The sequence below is a fragment of the Rhodococcus artemisiae genome, assembly GCF_036327795.1.
Lineage (GTDB): Bacteria > Actinomycetota > Actinomycetes > Mycobacteriales > Mycobacteriaceae > Rhodococcus > Rhodococcus artemisiae.
Map to the genome: position 1 here is coordinate 1 of NZ_JAUTXY010000045.1, position 1,373 is coordinate 1,373.

General features: G+C 68.5%; 1 protein-coding gene. It reads right to left on the reverse strand.

All coding sequences use genetic code 11. The features are described from left to right. On the reverse strand, nt 1–1,373 hold a 1,373-nt coding region (locus Q7514_RS33080; protein WP_330137387.1), incomplete at both ends, for a Tn3 family transposase.

Here is a 1,373-nt window from a genome sequence, read left to right on the forward strand (position 1 = left end):
GCCAGGGTGTTCTGCCGCCCCGACGCCGACAGCTTGCCGACCAACAGCGACGCGGTGGCGTGCCCGAACTTCAGCGATCCGGCCAACCGCAGCAGATCGTCCCAGTGCTCGGCGATCAAACCCAGGTTGGCCTTGCGGGTCATCAGCGGGCCCGCGTGCGGGAACCGGGCCTCGGCCTCGGCGCGCGGGCCCGGCCGGTACAGGGTGATCCGCCCCAGATCCCGGATCCGTGGCGAGAGCTGCATCCCGAGCAGGTCGAACAACCCGAAGTTGACCAGGGTGACCCCGTGGGTGTCGGTGGCGTGCTCGGTGATCGGCAGATCGGTGGCGTTGCCCAGGATCTCATCGAGCACGTAGTGGGCTTCGCGTTTGGTCGCCACGATGACCTTGGTGCCGTAGGTGGCGTGGGTGTCGCTGACATGGGTGTAGGTCGACAGGCCCTCGCTGGCGAAATAGCGGCTCAACGGCCGCGCCGTGGTCGACTTACCGCGCGTCGGGAAACGCTGCCCGTCGCTCGACGACAGTGTTCCGGCGCCGAACACCGCGGTCAGCGGCAGCCGCTGGTGGTAGCCGACCAGTACCAGGTTGGCCGCGCGCAGGGTCTCCTCGCGCACATACCACTCGTCGGTCCAGGCCAGGATGTCGTAGGTGATTCCGCACGCCTCGGCCATCCGGATCAACCCCAGGTTCGTCGAGTGCGCCAGCAGTACCGCGATCAGGTTGCGTTTGAGCTCCGGCGTCCGGGTGGCCTGACCGCCGGCGTGGGTGAAGCAGTCCAGGTAGCCGGTGCGTTTGTCCAGCTCGATCAGCAGCGACACGATCGGCGCGAACGGCAGCATTTCGGTCAGCTCGGCCTTGAGCGTGATCGCCTCGGCGGGAACATCTTCCGCGCTCAGCGGCGAGATCACCAGATCCCCGCCCTCGTCCAGCCGGACCGGGCCGTCCCCGCCGGCCAGCACCTCCTCCAGCTCACCGAGAGCGTCGTGCAGTTCGGCGACCACGGTGGCCAGCGCGACGCCAGGATCGGCGGATCGCCCGACCAGGCCGCAGAACTCAACGCGTTGCGGTTCCCACTGCCCGGTGGTGAGCAGGTAGGCGGCCGGGTCGGCGTAACGGCGCGAGCCCGGCACGAACACATCCCCGCTGCGCAACCCGTCACGCAATCCGAGCAGCACACACAACTCCCAGTAGTGCCGATACGCGGTCGCGCTGCCGGATTTGCGGGCCTCGTCGAGGTAGCCGCGCCACTTCATCGGCACGAACCCGGTCGGGGCGTCATCGAAGACCTTGCGCCGCCCGGTCGCGTTCAACTCGCGCAGCATGTTCACCGCGATCAGCAACTCGGTCGCGGCGGTACCGCCGCAGAAGCGCAC